This window comes from Pullulanibacillus camelliae, from assembly GCF_014642655.1.
Taxonomy (GTDB): Bacteria; Bacillota; Bacilli; order Bacillales; family Sporolactobacillaceae; genus Pullulanibacillus; species Pullulanibacillus camelliae.
This window is the reverse complement of record NZ_BMIR01000010.1, coordinates 122495-137718: the sequence shown is the minus strand read 5'-3', so window position 1 is coordinate 137718 and position 15224 is coordinate 122495. Positions and strand designations below refer to the sequence as shown.

The 15224-nt window shown below is 41.5% G+C and carries 18 protein-coding genes; 7 read left to right on the top strand and 11 right to left on the bottom strand.

The window, feature by feature from the left end; all coding sequences use genetic code 11:
- Nucleotides 1-7: 7 nt before the first annotated feature.
- From IEW82_RS11770 to IEW82_RS11755, 4 genes are read right to left on the bottom strand one after another with little or no spacing between them, the layout of a single operon-like run.
- On the bottom strand, nucleotides 8-640 hold the full coding sequence (locus IEW82_RS11770; RefSeq protein WP_188694178.1) for a response regulator: 633 nt from the start codon (nucleotides 638-640) through the stop codon (nucleotides 8-10).
- 12 nt (nucleotides 641-652) lie between these two features.
- Nucleotides 653-1651 carry a sensor histidine kinase gene (locus IEW82_RS11765; RefSeq protein WP_188694174.1) on the bottom strand — a complete coding sequence of 333 codons (999 nt, stop codon included), beginning with the start codon at nucleotides 1649-1651 and terminating at the stop codon, nucleotides 653-655.
- A gap of 15 nt (nucleotides 1652-1666) precedes the next feature.
- Complete coding sequence (liaF, locus tag IEW82_RS11760; protein WP_188694171.1) at nucleotides 1667-2446, bottom strand: cell wall-active antibiotics response protein LiaF; 780 nt, start codon at nucleotides 2444-2446, stop codon at nucleotides 1667-1669.
- Nucleotides 2447-2457: 11 nt separating this feature from the next.
- Nucleotides 2458-3141, bottom strand: coding sequence for a LiaF transmembrane domain-containing protein (locus tag IEW82_RS11755; protein ID WP_188694166.1), 684 nt, complete (start codon nucleotides 3139-3141; stop codon nucleotides 2458-2460).
- 210 nt (nucleotides 3142-3351) lie between these two features.
- On the opposite strand from IEW82_RS11755, the gene IEW82_RS11750 reads away from it, so the two are divergent.
- Nucleotides 3352-4752 carry a hypothetical protein gene (locus IEW82_RS11750; RefSeq protein WP_188694163.1) on the top strand — a complete coding sequence of 467 codons (1401 nt, stop codon included), beginning with the start codon at nucleotides 3352-3354 and terminating at the stop codon, nucleotides 4750-4752.
- A gap of 132 nt (nucleotides 4753-4884) precedes the next feature.
- Nucleotides 4885-5319 carry a ferritin-like domain-containing protein gene (locus IEW82_RS11745; protein WP_188694160.1) on the top strand — a complete coding sequence of 145 codons (435 nt, stop codon included), beginning with the start codon at nucleotides 4885-4887 and terminating at the stop codon, nucleotides 5317-5319.
- Nucleotides 5320-5506: 187 nt separating this feature from the next.
- On the opposite strand, the gene IEW82_RS11740 is transcribed toward IEW82_RS11745, so the two are convergent.
- Nucleotides 5507-6727, bottom strand: a complete 1221-nt coding sequence (locus IEW82_RS11740) for an ABC transporter permease (RefSeq protein ID WP_188694158.1) — start codon at nucleotides 6725-6727, stop codon at nucleotides 5507-5509.
- On the bottom strand, nucleotides 6715-7467 hold the full coding sequence (locus IEW82_RS11735) for an ABC transporter ATP-binding protein (RefSeq protein WP_188694273.1): 753 nt from the start codon (nucleotides 7465-7467) through the stop codon (nucleotides 6715-6717). Before IEW82_RS11735 ends, IEW82_RS11740 begins: the two co-directional genes overlap by 13 nt.
- 405 nt (nucleotides 7468-7872) lie before the next feature.
- Here IEW82_RS11735 and IEW82_RS11730 point away from each other — a divergent pair, with 405 nt between their 5' ends.
- Nucleotides 7873-8301, top strand: coding sequence for an HIT family protein (locus IEW82_RS11730; RefSeq protein ID WP_188694155.1), 429 nt, complete (start codon nucleotides 7873-7875; stop codon nucleotides 8299-8301).
- A 33-nt stretch (nucleotides 8302-8334) separates the two neighbouring features.
- On the opposite strand, the gene IEW82_RS11725 is transcribed toward IEW82_RS11730, so the two are convergent.
- On the bottom strand, nucleotides 8335-8526 hold the full coding sequence (locus IEW82_RS11725) for a hypothetical protein (protein ID WP_188694152.1): 192 nt from the start codon (nucleotides 8524-8526) through the stop codon (nucleotides 8335-8337).
- 82 nt (nucleotides 8527-8608) lie between these two features.
- On the opposite strand from IEW82_RS11725, the gene IEW82_RS11720 reads away from it, so the two are divergent.
- Both IEW82_RS11720 and IEW82_RS11715 read left to right on the top strand, forming a co-directional pair.
- Nucleotides 8609-8935, top strand: a complete 327-nt coding sequence (locus IEW82_RS11720; RefSeq protein ID WP_188694149.1) for a YtxH domain-containing protein — start codon at nucleotides 8609-8611, stop codon at nucleotides 8933-8935.
- Nucleotides 8936-9302: 367 nt separating this feature from the next.
- Nucleotides 9303-9863, top strand: a complete 561-nt coding sequence (locus IEW82_RS11715; RefSeq protein ID WP_188694147.1) for a DUF3267 domain-containing protein — start codon at nucleotides 9303-9305, stop codon at nucleotides 9861-9863.
- Here the strand turns inward: IEW82_RS11715 and IEW82_RS11710 are convergent.
- Entirely contained in the window at nucleotides 9860-10465 is a 606-nt protein-coding gene (locus tag IEW82_RS11710) for a YpmS family protein (RefSeq protein WP_188694144.1), read from the bottom strand. The two genes, IEW82_RS11715 and IEW82_RS11710, sit on opposite strands and share 4 nt — an antisense overlap.
- Before the next feature lie 202 nt (nucleotides 10466-10667).
- Between IEW82_RS11710 and IEW82_RS11705 the strand changes: the two genes are divergently transcribed.
- Together IEW82_RS11705 and IEW82_RS11700 are read left to right on the top strand one after the other, a co-directional pair.
- On the top strand, nucleotides 10668-10853 hold the full coding sequence (locus IEW82_RS11705) for a hypothetical protein (RefSeq protein ID WP_188694141.1): 186 nt from the start codon (nucleotides 10668-10670) through the stop codon (nucleotides 10851-10853).
- A 141-nt stretch (nucleotides 10854-10994) separates the two neighbouring features.
- Nucleotides 10995-11969, top strand: coding sequence for a peptidylprolyl isomerase (locus IEW82_RS11700; RefSeq protein ID WP_188694138.1), 975 nt, complete (start codon nucleotides 10995-10997; stop codon nucleotides 11967-11969).
- 462 nt (nucleotides 11970-12431) lie between these two features.
- On the opposite strand, the gene IEW82_RS11695 is transcribed toward IEW82_RS11700, so the two are convergent.
- The 3 genes from IEW82_RS11695 to IEW82_RS11685 form a co-directional block, all read right to left on the bottom strand.
- On the bottom strand, nucleotides 12432-12728 hold the full coding sequence (locus tag IEW82_RS11695; protein ID WP_188694135.1) for a sporulation YhaL family protein: 297 nt from the start codon (nucleotides 12726-12728) through the stop codon (nucleotides 12432-12434).
- A 92-nt stretch (nucleotides 12729-12820) separates the two neighbouring features.
- On the bottom strand, nucleotides 12821-13792 hold the full coding sequence (gene yhaM / locus IEW82_RS11690; RefSeq protein WP_373285717.1) for a 3'-5' exoribonuclease YhaM: 972 nt from the start codon (nucleotides 13790-13792) through the stop codon (nucleotides 12821-12823).
- 100 nt (nucleotides 13793-13892) lie between these two features.
- Complete coding sequence (locus IEW82_RS11685) at nucleotides 13893-15224, bottom strand: sensor histidine kinase (RefSeq protein ID WP_188694129.1); 1332 nt, start codon at nucleotides 15222-15224, stop codon at nucleotides 13893-13895.

The following is a 15224-nucleotide window of genomic DNA, read 5'->3' as shown; positions in this document are numbered from 1 at the left end:
TCAAGAACTAAACAAGATGATGTTGATGAGCATAGATGGCGGCTTGCGTGCGGTCAGAGACATCAAGCTTGCTCAGAATATTACTGACATGCGTTTTGACTGTTTTGATCCCAATAAAAAGTTCCTCAGCGATTTCTGCATTGGTTTTTCCTTTCCCAATGAGGACTAAGACTTCCCGTTCACGGCTTGTTAATTCTTCATGTTTCGCCGTTTTATGATGGAGGCGATTGATCATCTTCCCGGCTACTTTTGCATCAATAACAGAATCCCCACGATAAGCTTTACGGACAGCCTCAACAATCTCTTCAGCTGAAGCCGTTTTGAGTAAGTAACTTGTTGCCCCTGCTTCTAAGGCTGGAAATATTTTTTCATCATCATAGAAGCTCGTAAGGACAATGACTTTAACGTTCGGACTCCCTTCAATTACCGCCCGCGTGGCCTCAATGCCACCCATTTTTTCCATCATTAAATCCATTAATATCACATCAGGCTCAAGACGTTTAGCAGCCGCAGCCGCCTCTGCTCCATCAGCAACTTCACCAACAACCTCAATGCCTTCTTCTACATCTAAATAAGCATGTAGCCCTCTTCGCACCATATCATGATCATCAATGATTAAAACTTTTATCGGCTCACTCATCTTAATTCCCCTTTAACGTTTTAATGGAATGCGTATATCTATAAACGTGCCTTCGTTGATCTGAGAGGTCAGTGTAAATTGTCCACCAAGCTCTTCACAGCGTTCGCGCATAGTGCGTAATCCATAAGAGGTTTTCTTGTCTTCGGTAATATCAAAGCCTTTGCCATTATCATGAATCTTCAAAACAACATATTGGCTGGTTTGCGTCAATTGTAGCTTGATGACCGAGGCCTGAGAGTGACGCAAGGCGTTCGATAACCCTTCTTGAAGCAGACGGAATAAGTGATCCTCAACCCCTTTGGTTAAGCCCTCAATCGCTTCTATAGCCGTATCAAAGGTAATATTTGTTTTTTGAGCAAGCTCATGAATTAATTTTTCCATGCCTTCTTGTAAAGAATCCTCGGATAAATGCACAGGACGAAGGTGGAGAAGCAAGGCCCTCATCTCTCCTTGAGCCTTGAGCGCTATATCAGCAATTTCTTCAATTTGTCGTTTGGCGATTTCAGGTTTGTTCGTCACCGCTTTCTTCGCAGCTGAAGCCAGCATATTCAAAGCAAATAATTGCTGGCTGACGGCATCATGAAGATCCCGGGCAAGCCGCTGGCGCTCCTCTATAGTAGCGGCGCTCTTGGCCTTTTCTGCTAAGGAGGCCCGCTCATCTGCCAGGCGTTGAAGATTTTGCACCTGCTCTTCATAACGATCAGCTAGCTGATTAAGGGCTCGCTCTATAGATGAAAATTCTCCCTCTGACACCACCATGCGATCAGAGAGTTTACCGTTTGCGAGCACCCTGATGAACGATAACGCTGCATTAAGATGATGCTTAGTTTGCTGCTGTGCTCTAAAGCCGAGATAGACGCCGAGGAAAAAAATGAGCATGACAGTTAGCCCCATTGACAGGAAGGCAATGCTTAACTTGACACCCTGTGCTTCTAAAATCGCAAATAAAATAACGCCAGATAATGAGGCAAACAGTGCATAATGCTTTAAAAAAGTAAAGGATCGCATCATCTCTAATCTTGCCTCCTACACTCTATCGACGTTGAGGTCGAGTATTTTATATGAAATATCCAAAACAATGCGACGAGTAGCGGCATCAAAATCCGGTGTCTTAAAAAAGAGCTCACGCCTACCCACACCATTTTGCTCATAGTCACCAATAGTTAAATCAACAATATTGGCTTCCCCACGTATCATAAAGGCAACATCTTCAGGGATAATGACGTCAATATCGCCCACAAAGCCTGAGAGATAAATATCTGTCTCCCGATCAGGAATAAAGGCCTTCGTAAAATCAAATTCAAGGTCGCCGACAAAGCTCCGAAGTGTCATTGGTTCAACGGACCAATTCGGTTCAGTAAAGCTGCTTTCTCGCACAATGTTAAAGACAGACGCCCCTTTATGAGCCCACTGATCATGCGCCTTCTTTTCACTTAACTTTTCCTTATCAGCTTTTCGACGAACTCTAAACGGTCCAATCATTTCAATGCCAATGTAAATTAAGACAATCGGCCAAAGCTTCCAAATGTCTGTCCATTGAAAGTGAAGCAAGCCAAAATCATCTGCTAACAATAACCCCCCATAAGCACTGCTTAGAAGCCCCAAAAACCATTGGGGATTTCTTCTTCTCATAAGTGGCCCAAAGATACTCCATAAGCCATAGATAAAAATAATGGCCGCAATACCCCCACCGAATAAGGTGCCAAAATCGATATGGACTAGCCCAAGGCTCCAAAATAACAGCCAGCCACCGCTAAAGATGAAAATGGCCGCAATAAAAAAGTTAGAAAATGAGATGTTTTTCATAGGTTGTCCCCTCATTCTTTGTTATGGCCTGAATCATCATCTGTTTTCTGTTCATTAGGTTCTGCAAAGCGCGCCAGCTTATTTTCACGTTGAGCTTGTCTTCTTTCCTGTTCATGTTGCCTTTGCCCTTTAGAATTTGGTTGCCATTGATGCGCCTCTTGTTTTAGGACATCCTTTTTTTGACGTAATCCTTCTTCTGTGTGGCGCATGTCTTTCTTAATCTGTTGCTCTATATCATGCTTCAAGTTTTGAGCAAAGACTTTGGCATCAAATGCTTCATCGGGATGATCGTTAGAATAAGCATGGTTTTTCGTCGCTTTTTTTTGATGCCTCCCACCAAAAAGGAGCATACAGCCACAATAGACAATTAGGACTGGCCAAAGCTTCCAAATATCTAACCACCCAAAGCTGATCAGGTGATGTGCATCTGTTAACAATGCACCGCCATAGCTAAGCGAAATCAATCCAAATAACCAATTGCTTCCCAGCTGGCTTTTTGTATTGACGAACGGAGCGATGAGTAATAGCGCCCCCAGCACGACTAATCCGTAGGGAACATAATGTAAGGTGCTTGTCTGCAATGTTGTATTCATTAACCCTAAAGTATTAAGGAGTAACCATCCACCAAAATAAATACACAGCAGGGCAATGACTAAATTAGGTATCGAAAACGTTAGCGAACGTCGTTTTTTCATAAATGATCCCTCACTCAAATACTATCTTACACTATCTTTTAGGTGATTCTTTGTTCCTTTCTTATACTATATAGTCTTTTAAGCCTTTTTTGAATGCACTAAAGATGGGAACAGCCTCCGTCTCCAGACTGATTTCAGCTCACTCACCAATAGGCAATCGTCCGCATAGTCTATTGACATACTAAAAAGAAACGGGGGCGCTTTTGGCACATGGAAGTGGATTTGACACTTATCCATTGGATCTATCTCGTTTTTATTGTGTTGATTATTGGAGCAATGGTCATTAAACGTGATATCACACTCATCTGCTTAGTGGGCATTTTCATCATGGGATGGGTTGCCACCTCTTCCTTTATTACAGCCATTGGAGGAGTTTTTAATAGTCTTGTATATGCCATCACCCAGCTCTTAGGTACAATTCTTGTCATTTCCGTCATTGTCGCAATGAGTCATGTCCTAACCAAAACAGGCATTAACGACGTCATGATCCGACCTTTTACAAAGCTTATACGGACGCCCAGTCTTGCATTTTGGGTGATTGGCCTTGTGATGATGATCGTCTCCTGGTTCTTTTGGCCTTCACCTGCTGTCGCCCTACTCGGTGTTGTGTTACTTCCCGTTGCTTTGAGGGTCGGACTTCCCGCCCTAGGCGTGGCGATAGCTATGAACTTATTTGGACACGGCATCGCCTTATCCGGTGATTATGTCATTCAAGGTGCTCCAAAGCTGACAGCTGATGCAGCAGGTATTCCCGTTGGTGATGTCCTGTCAGCCAGCATCCCCCTCGTCATTGTGATGGGTGTCGTTACGGTATTCACTGCCTTTTTTCTACTATTCCGCGATATTAGAAAAGGAAAATTAAGGGTGACAGAGAATGAATTGGATCACTCGTTACAAACGGAAGCTGAAAAAGAGCGGTTCAACATGTCTGAGCAATCGAAAATGGTATTTGCTGTGCTCATCCCCATCCTATTAATACTCGATGTAGTTGGCATGATCGTTTTCCATCTTCAAGGTGGAGATGCGACTGCACTTGTCGGAGGAACAGTCATCTTTATCCTCATGGCTATTTCACTTGCCGCCCATAAACAAAAAGGTTTGGAAAAAATCACGAGTTATTTGATTGAAGGATTTCAATTTGGGTTTAAAGTATTCGGACCGGTCATTCCCATTGCTGCCTTTTTCTATATGGGAGATGCAGGCTTTACCTCTGTATTTGGCAAGGTCCTCCCTGCCCATTCAGCCGGCATTGTCAATGACTTGGGCAATGCTTTAGCACACTCCATGCCACTAAATAAAGAGGTAGCGGCTTCCACATTAACCGTTGTCGGTGCAATTACGGGATTAGATGGTTCAGGCTTTTCGGGGATTTCCTTAGCGGGCTCCATCGCTCATTTATTTGCTGCGGCCATTGGTAGTGGCATTGCCACACTCACTGCTTTGGGTCAAATTGCAGCCATTTGGGTTGGCGGTGGCGCTTTGGTTCCTTGGGCGCTCATCCCTGTAGCAGCCATTTGCAATGTCGATGCCTTTGAACTGGCGCGCCGAAATCTTCTTCCCGTCGTCATTGGTTTAATTGTGACAACCATCGTTGCAATGTTTTTAATCTGATAGCCCTAGCACCACCAATTGCTCATCAATACTTCATCCTTTTGCTTTCCTCCAAATGTTTGATCTATAAAAAAAGGGGGTAACATGATACAATAAATGAAAAATAGTGTTGAGAAAGGATGAAATGTGTAAATGGACGATAAAATGAAGACCCTTATTGATGGATTAAATGAAGACCTAGCCAATGAATACGGCGCAATCATCCAGTACACCACGTATGCCGCTACAGTTACAGGAATGAATTATCAAATGCTCAAGCCATTTTTTGAAGAAGAAATCCCTGATGAACAAGGCCATGCTTCATACCTTTCTGAAAAAATAGCGACTCTTGGCGGCGAACCGACAACGCGTCCTGCTGAAGTGGTCTTTACGACTGATGCCAGAGAAATGCTGCAAGAAATTTTCAAGTCGGAAAGCGCAACGATTGAACGTTATAAAATCAGACGTCAACAAGCTGATGAACTGGGGTTGATTGACCTTGTCGTCCAGCTTGAAGATATGATTGCAGATGAAACAAAGCATAAAGAAATTACTGAAAGAATGCTAAAAGATCCTCGTTTATCATAATATCAATGCATGAAATCAAAAGAAGCCGTCGCAAAGTCCTGAAAATGGGCTTGTAGACGGCTTCTTTTTTAATTCGAAATATAAAAGAGGAAAAAGCCACATTATGTCACTTTTCCTCTTTTATGTTTTTTAGTAATCCAAAAAGAGCACGTTTTTTATTTTTCATTAACGCACAGTGCCCCTCGTTTTAGTCTGCCTCTTTATGCAATTTTCGGCTCGCATAGCCATAGGTAAATAAGAATGAGAAAACAATACCTACAGCTAGAATGAGGAAGGCAAAGAGAATAGGGATTCCAACAAGGCAACTAATGATCGCGAGTAATAACGCTTCTAGTGTGAGAAGAAACATAAAGATCGTCAAAAAGTTTTTTTGGCGCACCTGTTCAGGTATTGGATATAAGAGAGCAGGTCCCTCCTCCACTTGCCCACTGCTCCACATGGGTAAGAGCTGCATGGCCGTTAAATAGACGGTAATTACCGCTATTATCACAGAGGATAACTCTCCAGAAACCATCCAAATCACGATGGCCCCCACAATAATCAAGCGTATATAAATACCGAAATATTCTCCTGAACGCAAAAACGTTTTACTAAAAAATCTTTTAAATACAGAGTTCGAGCCAAATGAAAATATTTCAGTCACACTATTCAGATAGCGCCTTGGCTTTATTCGGTTCTTCATATGAGGCACATCGGTAATCAAATTAGCGAAGCGATCAAAATTCGCCGCTTGTCGTTCTTCTATTTCCAATAAGACCTCCCACTTTAGCAAATGGGATTGACTGAGTGGATGAAAGCTAAAGAGCGTTAGTCCGACAGTAATAACGACAAGTAAGGCAAGAGCATACCATGGGGCTTCAAAAAGCAACAGTCCGATAAATAGTAAAGACACCACGCCTCTTGCCCATTTATATCCGTTCGCTTCCAATAAGTAATTTTCCTGCCAGGCACATAAGATATTCCAACCCTTAATAATAATCAGGACAACAAGTGTTGCTCCATAGGCTGAAAACCGCGTATCCACCGTGTGAAGGTAAAGCGGAAGGGCAATTGCCCAAACAAAGATGAGCGGAATGCTTTGTAGAATGAAGCTATACACCATCGCTTTTTTAAAATAACCAGCCAGCTTGTCCTCTAAAGGTAATAGAAATACAAGATCCGCAGAACGCAACAAGGTACGAATTGGACTTCTGATGATGAAGAAGCTAAAGAGAATAAGTAAAATCCACTCTGTAGGAAAGGTCGTCGGTAATCCCTTTACCCATTGCTGGTAGAAATAGCCGCCCCCAATAATCAATATGTATAGCGTAAACATAAAACCGCTGTTCGACAGCAGCTTGAGATAGCGTGACGTCATCTGCCAATGTTCACTTAGCCGCCGTGACCAAAGCGTCTCTACTTTTTCCATGGTTCTTCACCCTTCGCAACCGAAACGTAAATATCATGTAAAGACACTTTAGGATCGCCCACGCTTTCTCGCAGCTCGTCCATTGTCCCTTGCATAGCTATTCGACCTTCGTGTAAAAGAATAAATCGATCACAATATTGTTCAGCCGTTGATAAGATGTGTGTAGACATCAAAATGCCTGCACCCTTCACCTTCATGTCCACCATGAGGTCCAAAAATGCCTGAATACCAATGGGATCCAAACCAACGAACGGTTCATCAACGACATAAAGATCTGGCTCAACTAGAAAGGCACACATGATCATCACTTTTTGCTTCATACCCTTTGAGAAATGTCCCGGAAACCACTCCAGACGATTTTCCATGCGAAAAAGAGATAATAACTGTGGCATACGTTCTTCATAGGTGGTTTGATCCAAACCATAAGCCATTGCTGCTGCTTCGAGATGCTCTCTCAATGTCAGCTGCTCATATAAATTAGGCGTTTCTGGAATATAGGCTAAATGCGAGCGATAGTCAGTCACACTTTCCTTAATGGCGTGTCCATCGACCTGTATGGTTCCCTTAAAGGGCTCCATTAGACCAAGAATATGTTTAATGGTTGTACTTTTTCCTGCGCCATTTAAGCCCACTAAACCGACAAGCTCACCAGCGCCAACTTGAAAGGATAAATCATGAATAATCGGCTTATTATGTGAATAGCCTCCGCTTAATTGCTCAACCTTTAAAATCTCCACCATCATTTATTCCCTCCGTCCGTACGATTCTCTCTATTTTCTCAAATTATGGCGGGATGAGCAATGTTTCCCCCTTCATTTCTGTTGCAAAGTGAATTTTATGATAAAATAAAGAAAGAAAACTTGGCTTGTACCCTTTCGCTGGCACTCCTGTTGTGATTATAAAACAATCACATGCTTAAGGTGTCGCCATAATCTTAATGGCCAAGGTCAAAGCCGCTCCTCTCTTCTTTAAGCGTATAGCGGACAAGTTAGCCATTCTGATAGTATAAAGAAAGCTCCCCCACTACTGGCGAGCTTCTAAAGCCTTTTAAAACCTGAGGAAGGCTTGTCTCTCTTCTGCGATTTAAAAAGGGCTTAATAATCATTTTATGAAAAACCATGCCAATCGAAAGGATGAATGCAAAAATGGCACATGATGAAAATTGCGTGTTTTGTAAAATTATAAAGGGAGAGATCCCTTCTGCCAAAGTCTTCGAAAACGAAGATGTGTACGCTTTTCTTGATATTGGACAAGTGACCAAAGGACACACCCTTGTCATTCCCAAAGACCATCAACCTAATATCTTTGAATTAAAAGAAGAGACAGCCGCAAAGCTTTTCTCTGTCGTTCCTACCATCGCTCGTGCCGTCCGCGATACCTTTAATCCCGTCGGTCTAAATCTTTTAAACAATAATGGTGAAGCGGCAATGCAAACGGTGTTCCATTATCATGTCCATATCATTCCACGCTATGGTAAAGGCGACGGCTATGGCGCCGTTTGGCATTCCCATGAAAAGGATTATACGATGGAAGAGCTGTCCGAGATCGCAAGCAGCATCGCCGAGCAGCTTTAAGACAGCATACTGCGCGGCCATTTGCCGCGTTTCTTATATTTTCGCCAATATCCAAGCGATCACTAAACAAAAGGCTCCGCCAATACCGATGAGCAATTGAATCGTTTGTTTCCGGCGTAATGCGGCATTTTTGAATGAGTAACCCCGTTGTTGATTATATCCCATGGCTGTATAGCCAATCATGGCTAGGCCAATAATGATGAAGAGCGCAATGAGGATAAACATGGGCACGCCCCCTATAATGATAAGCTATGCCATTTGTTTTATAATAATGACATAGTCAAAAAGAAAAAAAGAGGTGTGAAGCATGAGTAAAATGAAATCATACATCGTTGGATTTGCGGTTGGAAGCGTTGTTGCTGGAGCCACGGTATTACTCAATGCACCGAAGTCAGGAAAAGACTTACGGCGTGATTTAAAAGAGACGATCAATGACGCCAATACATCATTGGGCGACGTCAAATCAGCAGCCCTCTCTCTAAAAAATAATGTGTCGGACATCGTTTCAAAAAGTCTACCCACAGTCAAAAATACGATGATTGAAGTCAAATCCCTTGTGGATGCATGGCAACAAGACATCCAACCCAATATCAACAAAATTTCAAAAGACATAAAGAAAATAGAAATCAAATAACCCGCCCTTTTTTGAGCTCTATTCATTTACTACATAAAAGATCGCTTAGACATTCTAAGGCGATCTTTTTATTTTGACTAGGTAATCATGCTTTAAGACTTAGTCCTAAAGCATGATTTTTCTAATCTAACACCATCCCATTTGCTTAACGTTTGAAGGAATCTTAAGTGTTTTGCTCTCCTCCTGTATCGTTAAAAAAATAGCCAGCGCTCTTAACGTTTTTCTGTGAAAAAAATAGTATAAATTTGGGGTTGATTTTTCCTCACAATCGAAGTAAATTAGTTGAGTGGATTTTTTAACTTATCGTCTATGCAACCATTGATATTATCAAATTTATGTAGGACAGAAGTAGAAATGAGGTATGACCATGAATTGCTGGAAATGCTTTAATGTTTCCAAGGATATTGGAACGATTAAGCTAGCGATCTTTTCATTGCTTGGCATGGTAAGCTTTTTTATTGTATTTAATTTGTGCTTCCATTATCACCAGACAAGTACTGAAAAGCCCTGGACCGATGGACTCATCCTGATCATTTGTCTCCTCTTAATCGTACCCGTCCATAAACTTTTGCATGGTGTACCGATTTGGATAACAGGTCAAAAGGCTGAGTTAGCGATAAAGAAAATCAACCATCTTCCAATGTTATATTGCAACATAAAAGGGCTTATTCCCAAATCCACTGCTATTCTCTCGTTGGGCTGTCCAGTAGTCACGCTCACTGTGGCGATGATCGTTTTAACGGTCCTGTTCCCCAATCAGGCAAGTGAATGGGCTTTGGTTGGTGCCGTCCATTTTGGCCTAAGTGTTTTTGACATCTTTTATCTTGTCCATTTAATCACTGCACCCGCACATACCTATATAGAAGACGATCCTTATGGCTGTAAAATCTTAGTTAAGGACACCTTAAACAACGAGGCGCTTCATTAAAAAGCGCCCTGTTGTTTTTTGGCATTCTCTGAGACATGATACAGATTAAATGAAAGCTGATCCTTTGCGAGATCCATTTTCTTTGCTTTGAGTATGTAGCTTCCCTTTATTTTATATTGGCTCAGTTGAACATTAATCTGCTTATCACTTGGCTCGATGTTCACCCAATCGGGCAGGCTGCCACCCGCTTTTATAAATTTAAGGACCTGCGATTCTGGTAAGCTAAACACTCCTATTTTTGCTGATTTCTCAGTAAGAAGTATATCTCCATTGTGAACGTGAGGAGAGAAAATCAATTCAAAAGGAATTTCTAGCCCCAATATTTTTAGATTCCCCACTAGATTTAACGTATCCGTCATCTCCACATGAAAGGTCAGATTCCCCGTTGGATGCTTTCCAATCTCTTCATTGATCATTTGAGCAAGCTGTTGTTTATGACTACTCACTGTAAATATAGGCTCCGTGGTTGTCAATTTCTGCTCCTGTGAGGGAAGCGTAGAATGAGGCATCGCTGCCAGCCATATGAATAAAATAATGACAAGCACGATAATCAGCGCGTTAAACCCAGCCAACCACATAAAGCTCTTTTTCCATTTGTTCATTAAAACCATCACCTTTTCTTGTTTGAAAAACTTGCTGCTCTTTTCAAAAGAGCATTTATGAAAGTATTCGTCTCCTGCCGTCATAATCTTCCAACCACCAAAAGCAACAGGGCGGCAGACAAGCACCGAAGTTTAGGCTACCATTTTTAGTGAACTTTTGATAACCTATGATTATGCTCTTTTGTTCGGGAGGTCAATTTTGATGGTCTTTATTCTTTATTTACTTTTTGCCCTATTTATTTTGTACACATATAATTATTTAGTCAACCGACTTTGTACAAAAAATAAAATTCCTGAGCAGCAGCAAAAGGTAATCTATAGCTATGTCAATGTTTCGGCCATTTTGCTTCTGCTTTGTATGTACTATAATATCAAGGATTTTATGTAATTCCGCAAGTCCTCATACGCTTAAAAATGATGTGATTTTTTACATTTTTGCGGATAAGCTTAATTTTAGGTAGCATTATATGCTATATTAGAAAATGTTAATTCAAACTTTGAAACTTTATCTAATAGGAGTGGCACATTTATGAAAAAATGGATGACAATCTTTGTCGTCATTATCGGCATACTTACACTTTCTGCTTGTGGCAATAGTGTTGTTGAAACAAAAGCCGGAGACATTAAACAAGATGATTTTTACAAAAAGCTTCAGGATGCAGCAGGACCTTCTGTTCTTCAACAAATGGTCTATGAGAAAGTATTAAGTGATAAGTATTCTGTCACTAAAAAAGAAATCAATGATCAAATCGATCAACAAATCCAACAGGTTGAGCAACAATACGGCATCTCAAGTGATGACCAGCTAAAAGCTGTGCTTGCTCAGCAAGGCGAAACAATGGAGCAATTCCGCGACAGCTTCAAGGACAATGCTAAGCTCCAAGCGCTTCTCTTTAAAGCAGAAACAGATGGCATTAAAGTCACAGATAAAGACTTACAAAATTACTTTGATAAAAACAAAGACCAATTTGTTCAAGTTAAAGCGAGCCATATTCTTGTAAAAGATGAGAAGACAGCAAATAAGGTTGAAAGTGAAATCAAAAATGGCGGTGACTTTGCAACACTTGCTAAAAAGTATTCCACAGATACCGGAAGCAAATCAAAAGGCGGCGATCTTGGTTGGTTTGGTAAAGGTGTCATGTACAAAGAATTTGAGAACACAGCCTTCTCTATGAAAGTCGGAGATATCAGCAAACCTGTTAAGACAGATGCTGGCTGGCATGTCATTAAGTTAACCGGTAAAAAGGACAAGCTTTCTGACGTCAAATCCGCTGTAAAACAAGCCTATCTTCAATCTAAAGCTAAAGATTCACAAACGGTTATGAATAAGCTGCTCAAGAAAAATGACATTAAAGTCAACCTCAAGGGCGATCAATATAAAGGCTTATTTGATATCCAAAACACAAGCAATACAGGAGCACCTTCAAGCAGTGATTCCTCTTCATCTGATAGCAGCAGTTCCAGCGACTCAGGCTCATCAGATACGAGCGATTCAAGCAAATAATAGAGAACAAGCCGCCTCATCAGTCGTAAGCGCTGATTGAGACGGCTTTTTTATGCTCGACTCTCTTTACCTTATAGCAATTACTCCTAGCTACTAAAATCCACGATTGCCTTCTTCTGAATATGAAGTCGATGTGCGTCCCTCGTTTAAAAGATAATTTAGCACAGATAACTTATAACCCTCTGATCGATCATTAGAAAACTTGGCTTGCACGGCTTCGCTGTGTGCTTTTGCAAATCACACATTTAGGTTGCACCCTATGGGTACTCCTGATGTGATTTTGCAAATCACACATTTAGGTTGCACCCCATGGGTACTCCTGATGTGATTTTGCAAATCACACATTTAGGTTGACGGCAAGCCTCAGGTGACGAAAGCCAAGCCCTGAACTTATAAGGTCTCCCGCAAAGTTATAATGCTGTCGTTATAAAAAAACTCAGAGGACAGTGGCCTTCTGAGTTTTTATGAATGGACCTCTTCATTCGCTTGTCGCTTCTCACGGCGCTTCTTTTCTTCTTCCATGCGATGAATGTAGACCTTGCCTTGTTCTTCTATCCAATGGCTGTCCTCATCCTCTTCCTGCCGCGCACTTCTAAAATACTGCCAAGCGCTCACTATAATCCCTAGAAAGACGATCATCGTCCACAGCGGCATTTTATTTAAAAGACTGACAACACCATTAAGCGCATTGAACTGCTGAAGGATATAAAATGCCACCAGCAGACCGACAACAATGAATGTCCACCTTGATTTTTTCATACTAACGCCTCCTGCTTCATACAAGCCCTTTTTAACACCGTATGCAGCAAGGAGGCGAATTAGTACAGGTATCCAAGTTAATCTGACTCTATTTATACATCAGAGGAGATTGGGCTTACTTTTCTTTCAAACAGCGGTTTGTAAAAAGCGCGTTGATCCATCGCAAATAGCTTTTCTGTGAAATCTCCGGGCTTCGTATTTTCAAGAGCACGATTCATCATATTCAGCTTCGCATCGAAGTTATCAATCATGTGTAGAACCTCTGCTTCACGAAGCAATGGGGGTTTAGGGCTCCCCCACTCTCCCTTAGAGTGATGGCTTAAAATAAGATGCTGCAGCACGACTACTTCTTCTCCATCGATTTCTAATTCTCTTGCCGTCTCAGCGATTTCATTAGACATAATAGAAATATGGCCGAGTAGCTTTCCTTCCAGAGTATAACTGGTCGCTGTCGGTCCTGAAAGCTCGATGACCTTCCCCATATCGTGCAATATAATGCCTGAATAAAGCAGGTCTAAATCAAGCTCTGGGTACAGCTCTGCAAGCGCCTGAGCAAGCTTTAACATTGACACAACATGAAAAGCCAGCCCGGAAAGATACTCATGGTGATTTCGAACAGCTGCTGGATATTCAAAAAAAGCTTCCTGATGCTTTTTTACCAATGCTCGCGTGATTCTTTGAAGCTTCGGATTTTGAATTTCAAAGATACATTGATTAATATGCTCCATCATATCTTGCACCGCTAATGGAGCCGTTGGTATAAGGTCTGACTTTTTTACAGGATCAGCATCGGTTATGGGGCGAATGGAGCGAATCTTTAGCTGTTTTTTATTGCGAAACGTTGTGATCTCGCCCTCTACTTTAACAATGGTCTCAGCAAGAAAAACCTGTTCATCTTCTGATGTCGCATCCCATAACTTTGCCTCGATTTCTCCGGTCACATCCTGTAACATAATGGTTAAAAAGGGTTTATTGTTACTGGCTACAGAACGGGTTACCGATTTAATCATTAAATAATGGTTGATTGGATCTCCTTCAGCGCATTGGGCAATACCCTTCATCACTTTTCCTCCCCCACCTCTATTTAAACTTATCCCTCTAACACTAACCTTATCAAAAAGAGCACGTATGAAACAAGCTGTTTACTAATATTCCATTCATTAACTAGCTTGGAATAGTGATGATAAAGTCAACGCCCTCAGATGTGTTGCTCACCGTAATCTGACCGTCATGACGATCGACAATTCTTTTAACAATGGCAAGTCCTAAGCCAAATTGCCCCTTCGTTCCTTTTTTAAAGGGCTCAAATAAATCTTTCATATCCTCTTCAGGAATCGTCTCTCCATCATTTTGTACATGAATCTCTTGTTCATCCTTTCGAGTCACTGCCTGTAATTTCACCTCATGCTTGGCATACCGCAACGCATTTTCCACTAAATTTTCCATCACGATGAGCCATTGTTCCTCATCAACCGAGATGTGCGTATCTGCCCCCTCCACAATCATTTGAATTGAAGGGATGGTTGCTGAAAAACGCGAGATGATGGTTTCAGCCAGATCACCAAAGCGGACAGATTGGATCTCTGGGGACTCATCACGTAACGAATCCACTTTCGTATAATAAAGAAGCTTCTGCACCCGCTTTTCCATGAGCGCTGCTTCATCCATGATTACATCCATTGTACTTGCTAATTGATCCTTTGGATACATGCCATCCTTTACAGATTGGGCATAGCTCTGAATAATCATAATGGGCGTCTTCATTTCGTGGGAAGCACGTTGTAAGAAATGCTTTTGTGAACTGTCATAGCGAACAAGATTCCGCCTCATATGCTCAAATTGATCAGAAAGCTTTTGAAATTCATCGCCACTTTTCCATTCAAAGGGCTTTTTCCAGTTCAATTTGGCAATTTCCTCAATTTGATTTCCTAAGGCCACCAACGGACTCTTTAAATAACGAGTGAGCCATGCCGTGAGTATGAGTGCAATCAAAACAGCAAATAAAAAGACGTAGAACAGCTTCATCCAAAGCTTCTTAGCCATCTCCTTAGTATACGTATCACGCATAAAGGAAATAACATAGCCGTTTTGAACCTTGTGGACAATATAAAAGAGCGTCGTTTTTTTATAATCGAGCTGATATTCGCCCACTTCCGACTTTTGCTGTTCAGCTTGCTTGATCAATTTATTTAGCGTTGAGACCGGAATCGGATTGCCAATTAAAGTAGGTAAGATGTCTGACCTCACAATTAAATGGCCAACATCTCGTGAACTGTGTTGATTTTGGATCAACCCATTATTCGTATCATCATTTGAATAATTCTCTATATAAGGAATGATGTAACGACTTTGCTCCCTTTTGATGAGTTGAAACGAATCCTCCTTTAATGCCTGCTCGAGAGAAAAAGGATAGATGATCCCAACAATTAATCCAATGATAAGGATAAGTGTGATAAATGAGAGCCAAATCCGTTTTGTCAGCGTCCACTTAATCAT

What these genes read in the sequence shown, in the direction of transcription:
- IEW82_RS11770 (WP_188694178.1), bottom strand. Translation starts at nt 640, where the DNA reads ATGAGTGAGCCGATAAAAGTTTTAATCATTGATGATCATGATATGGTG.
- IEW82_RS11765 (WP_188694174.1), bottom strand. Translation starts at nt 1,651, where the DNA reads ATGATGCGATCCTTTACTTTTTTAAAGCATTATGCACTGTTTGCCTCA.
- liaF (WP_188694171.1), bottom strand. Translation starts at nt 2,446, where the DNA reads ATGAAAAACATCTCATTTTCTAACTTTTTTATTGCGGCCATTTTCATC.
- IEW82_RS11755 (WP_188694166.1), bottom strand. Translation starts at nt 3,141, where the DNA reads ATGAAAAAACGACGTTCGCTAACGTTTTCGATACCTAATTTAGTCATT.
- IEW82_RS11750 (WP_188694163.1), top strand. Translation starts at nt 3,352, where the DNA reads ATGGAAGTGGATTTGACACTTATCCATTGGATCTATCTCGTTTTTATT.
- IEW82_RS11745 (WP_188694160.1), top strand. Translation starts at nt 4,885, where the DNA reads ATGGACGATAAAATGAAGACCCTTATTGATGGATTAAATGAAGACCTA.
- IEW82_RS11740 (WP_188694158.1), bottom strand. Translation starts at nt 6,727, where the DNA reads ATGGAAAAAGTAGAGACGCTTTGGTCACGGCGGCTAAGTGAACATTGG.
- IEW82_RS11735 (WP_188694273.1), bottom strand. Translation starts at nt 7,467, where the DNA reads ATGGTGGAGATTTTAAAGGTTGAGCAATTAAGCGGAGGCTATTCACAT.
- IEW82_RS11730 (WP_188694155.1), top strand. Translation starts at nt 7,873, where the DNA reads ATGGCACATGATGAAAATTGCGTGTTTTGTAAAATTATAAAGGGAGAG.
- IEW82_RS11725 (WP_188694152.1), bottom strand. Translation starts at nt 8,526, where the DNA reads ATGTTTATCCTCATTGCGCTCTTCATCATTATTGGCCTAGCCATGATT.
- IEW82_RS11720 (WP_188694149.1), top strand. Translation starts at nt 8,609, where the DNA reads ATGAGTAAAATGAAATCATACATCGTTGGATTTGCGGTTGGAAGCGTT.
- IEW82_RS11715 (WP_188694147.1), top strand. Translation starts at nt 9,303, where the DNA reads ATGAATTGCTGGAAATGCTTTAATGTTTCCAAGGATATTGGAACGATT.
- IEW82_RS11710 (WP_188694144.1), bottom strand. Translation starts at nt 10,465, where the DNA reads ATGAACAAATGGAAAAAGAGCTTTATGTGGTTGGCTGGGTTTAACGCG.
- IEW82_RS11705 (WP_188694141.1), top strand. Translation starts at nt 10,668, where the DNA reads ATGGTCTTTATTCTTTATTTACTTTTTGCCCTATTTATTTTGTACACA.
- IEW82_RS11700 (WP_188694138.1), top strand. Translation starts at nt 10,995, where the DNA reads ATGAAAAAATGGATGACAATCTTTGTCGTCATTATCGGCATACTTACA.
- IEW82_RS11695 (WP_188694135.1), bottom strand. Translation starts at nt 12,728, where the DNA reads ATGAAAAAATCAAGGTGGACATTCATTGTTGTCGGTCTGCTGGTGGCA.
- IEW82_RS11685 (WP_188694129.1), bottom strand. Translation starts at nt 15,224, where the DNA reads ATGATTAAGTGGACGCTGACAAAACGGATTTGGCTCTCATTTATCACA.